Genomic DNA, 3,774 nt, shown 5'->3' on the forward strand with positions numbered 1-3,774 from the left:
CGGGACATGGACGAGTACGAGGTGTTCGCACAGCGGCATTTCTGGGGCGACCCCAACGTCAAGCGCTTTTCCACCCTAATCGTGCTGAACCGGGCCAAGCACGGGTTGGGGGTGCCGGTGGCTACATCGGCTTGAGTCCCAGTTCCTGGATCATCTCCCGGTATTTGGCGATCTGGGCCGCCGCGTAGGCGTCGGCATCCTGCTGGCTCATGGGTTGCAGCAGCAGGCGGCCCTCGGCTTCCATCCGTTGGCGCAGGTCGGGCTGTCCCAGGGCATAGCCCACCGCGCGATGCAGGACGGCCACCTCCGCGGCCGGGGTGTCTTGGCGTACGTAGTAGCCCCCGGCGATCGTATAGACGAAACTCGGAATCGTCTTGCTTTGCGAAATCAGAGGTATCCGAGAAAGCGGCGCGGGCAGCCTGTCGGAGAAACTGGTCAGGATTTTCAACTGCTGCTGTGCCGCCATTCCTTCCATTGCCTGTTGATACGGCAGGACGGCGAAGTCGACCTGGCGCCCGATCAGGTCCTGCAGCGCCGGAGCGCCGCCGCGATAGGGAACATGCAGGAACTCCGCGCCCACGCGTCGCCCCAGGTACTCGGTCATGATGTGATACAGGGAGCCCACGCCGACGCTGGCAAAGGTAAGGGGGCGGGCGCCAGGCCGCTTGGCGTAGGCGATGAATTCATCGACGTCCGACACCGGCAGGTCGGCGCGCGCCAACAGCACGATGGTCGCTTCGCTGATGGGCTGGGTCAGGCGGAAATCCTCGGGCTTGTAATGAGCCGCCGCGTTCAGGAACGGGCTGAGAATGACCTCGTTGGGAGATCCGTGCAGGAAGGTATAGCCATCGGGCGGGCTGCTCAGGACCCGGCGCGCGCCCAGCATGCCGGCCCCGCCGCCCACGTTCTCCACCACGACCTGCTGCTTCAGTGCCTTGGCGATGTGCACGCCGAACTGCCGCGCCGAGGCGTCGCTGGCGCCGCCGGCCGGGTAGGGGACGATCAGGCTCAGCGGCTTCCTGGATGGATAGTCCTCGGCGCGCGCCAACGGCGCGGCGGCGAATGCCGCGAGGAAGAGAGCGGCCACCCGGGCCGGTAGATTCCAACGCATGCTGCATCTCCCTTGTCATGTCTGTTTGAAGGCAGCCGGCCGTCGCGCCGGACTGTGCCGTGCAGTCTAGGCAGTGGCGTTTGCCGGCATCAATGACGGACTGGGGATCGGATCAATGTGAAATCTGCAACGATGGACGGGGCCGGCGCAGGAGAGCGCGGCTCAGGCGCCGAGGGGCTCCAGGGTGGGAAACGTCTTCAGGATATGCAGCAGCATGCTGGCGGTCGCGGGCGGCAGATGGCGGCCCGCCAAGCTGATGACATGGGTGCGGCTGTTGTTCAGGATGGGATTCGCCAAAGGCAGTGAAACCAACTGGCGGAATTGCGGGCCCTTCAGCGGCATCGACAGCGGATTCACGACATAGCCCAGTCCCTGGCTCGCGAATTCCCACAGGATCTTGAAGGAATTGGTCAGCAGCGCGGGGCGGAGCTTGACGTTCTCGTCCAGCTCCGCCGCCTGGATGTGCTGGCGCACGCCGAACGATTCGTCCATAGCGGCCCAGCCGTGAGGAGCGAGGTCCGATAGCCGCAAGGCCCGGCGCGTGCGCGCCAGCGGATGGTCCTTGTGGACATGGACGCGCATCGGCGCGGCGCGCGAATAGTGCGAACGCAGCCGCACGTCGTTCGGCGGCTGGAAGGCTAGCGCGATCTGCGCGCGTTCTTCGACGATGCAGCGCACGGTTTCATTGGTGCCGGCCACGTGGATGCTGTAGGTGATGTCGGGATGCTTGCGCACGAACGACAGCAGGACGGGCTCCAGCAGCATATCCACGAAGCCCTCGCCCAGCGCGAGCTCGACGTGACCCCGCGTAGCGCTCTTCAGGTCGTTGACTTCGGCGTAGAAGGACTCGTTCAGGTTTTGCTGCCGCCGGGCGAACAGGGCCACCAGTCGCCCGGCGTCCGTGGGCACGACTCCCCGGCCACGGCGTTCCAGCAAGGTCAGCCCCGTGTCCGCTTCCAGCCGGGCGACGGCTCGGCTTATCGCGGAGGGGTCGGTTTGCAGGACGTCGGCCGCGGCGCGTAATGAGCCGGTCTCGATGACTTGCAGCAGACATTGCGTCCGCTTGAATTCCAAAACGTTGTCCATCCTTGCATACCCTCGCCGCGGTTTCGGTGCCTGCCTTGGGCGCCGGCAAGCGAACGTTGCAAAAATCGCATCGATAAGGCGTGATTGTTGCTATCGAGTTTGTACCCGCGCTTGTCTATAGTCGGAAGTCGTATTTCCCCGAAGGCCCCATTTATGGAGACATCGCCTCATGGCCACCACCGTATCCCCCATCGGCACGGAATTGCTGCGCAAAATGCGCGACTGGCGCCGCGATATCCACGCGCATCCGGAAACGGCATTCTGCGAATTTCGTACCTCCGATCTGGTCGCGCGGGAGTTGGCGCAGGTGGGGGTGGTGGTGCATCGCGGCCTGGGCGGAACGGGCGTAGTGGGGACGCTGGCGCGGGGTGAGGGGCCGGTGATCGGTCTGCGCGCCGATATGGACGCGCTGGACATGCAGGAGTTGGGCGAGGCGACGCATCGTTCGACGATTGCCGGAAAAATGCACGGGTGCGGCCACGACGGCCATACCGCCATGCTGTTGGGCGCGGCCCACCACCTGGCCGGCGATACGGGGTGGCGGGGCACCTTGCACTTCATTTTCCAGCCCGCGGAAGAGCACGCGGGCGGCGGCCTGGCGATGGTGCGGGACGGCCTGTTCGAAAAATTCCCCTGCGACGCCGTGTATGCGCTGCACAATTCGCCCAACCTGCCGTTCGGCGTGGTGTCGACGCGGGTGGGCACCGTCATGGCCAACTGCGATACCTACGAGATCACCGTGACCGGCAAGGGCTGCCATGCCGCGCAGCCCGAACACGGCGTCGACCCCATCGTGGCGGCGGCGCAGGTCGTGAGCGCGATGCAGACCATCGTCAGTCGGAACGTGAAGGCGACCGATGCGTTGGTGCTGAGCATTACGCAGATCCATGCGGGCGATACCTGGAACGTCGTGCCCAACAGCGTGCTGTTGCGGGGCAGTTGCCGAACGCTGACCGCGGCAACGCGCGATCTGGCGGAGCGCCGGCTGCGCGAGGTGTGTGCGGGCGTGGCCACCACGTCGGGCGCCGCGATCGGGGTGGAGTATTTCCGCGGCTATCCGGCTTGCGTCAATACAGAGGCCGAAGTGCGATTGGCCGCCCGCGCCGCGGCGCGGGTGGTGGGGGCGGAGCAGGTGGATACGGCCTGCGTGCCGCGCATGGGGTCGGAAGATTTCGCCTACATGCTGGAGCAGCGGCCCGGCGCTTATGTGTTCGTGGGAGCCGCCCGCGCGGGCGACAACCCTCCCGTGCATAACCCGTACTACGATTTCAACGACGACATCCTGCCGTTGGGCGCTCGCTACTGGGTCGAGCTCGTGAGAGAAGCCATGCCTGCGTGAGCGGCGCCCATTCCGGCCCCGGGGCAGGCCGAAGGCGCGGCCATTCCGGCGCAATGACGGCATCCGCCGGAACGCGGCGCCGGATCGTGACATCCAACTCCATATGCAAGCGGTATTTCGCGCCATTCCGGCGCACCGGTACGCCTGCATCCATCGTTTTGGGGGGATGAAATGAAAGCGATCCAGACAACATGGTTCTGCGCCCTGGTCCTGGCCGGCGCCAGCGCGTTCGCGCACG

3 protein-coding genes are annotated in these 3,774 nt (G+C 65.6%); 1 reads left to right on the forward strand and 2 read right to left on the reverse strand.

Annotation, left to right across the window (positions count from 1 at the left end):
• Window positions 1-121: 121 nt before the first annotated feature.
• Window positions 122-1,111: a tripartite tricarboxylate transporter substrate binding protein gene (locus ACN6PJ_RS31205; RefSeq protein WP_088146365.1), complete on the reverse strand. Its 990-nt coding sequence runs from the start codon at window positions 1,109-1,111 to the stop codon at window positions 122-124.
• 162 nt (window positions 1,112-1,273) lie between these two features.
• Window positions 1,274-2,197 (reverse strand): LysR family transcriptional regulator, encoded by a 924-nt coding sequence (locus tag ACN6PJ_RS31210; RefSeq protein WP_088146364.1) that lies wholly within the window; start codon window positions 2,195-2,197, stop codon window positions 1,274-1,276.
• Between the two features lie 169 nt (window positions 2,198-2,366).
• Here ACN6PJ_RS31210 and ACN6PJ_RS31215 point away from each other — a divergent pair, with 169 nt between their 5' ends.
• The gene (locus ACN6PJ_RS31215; protein ID WP_062683735.1) at window positions 2,367-3,536 is read left to right on the forward strand and encodes a M20 aminoacylase family protein; all 1,170 of its coding nucleotides are present in this window, start codon (window positions 2,367-2,369) and stop codon (window positions 3,534-3,536) included.
• The last annotated feature ends 238 nt before the right edge of the window (window positions 3,537-3,774 follow it).

This window comes from Achromobacter sp., from assembly GCF_050285585.1.
GTDB lineage: Bacteria > Pseudomonadota > Gammaproteobacteria > Burkholderiales > Burkholderiaceae_B > Achromobacter.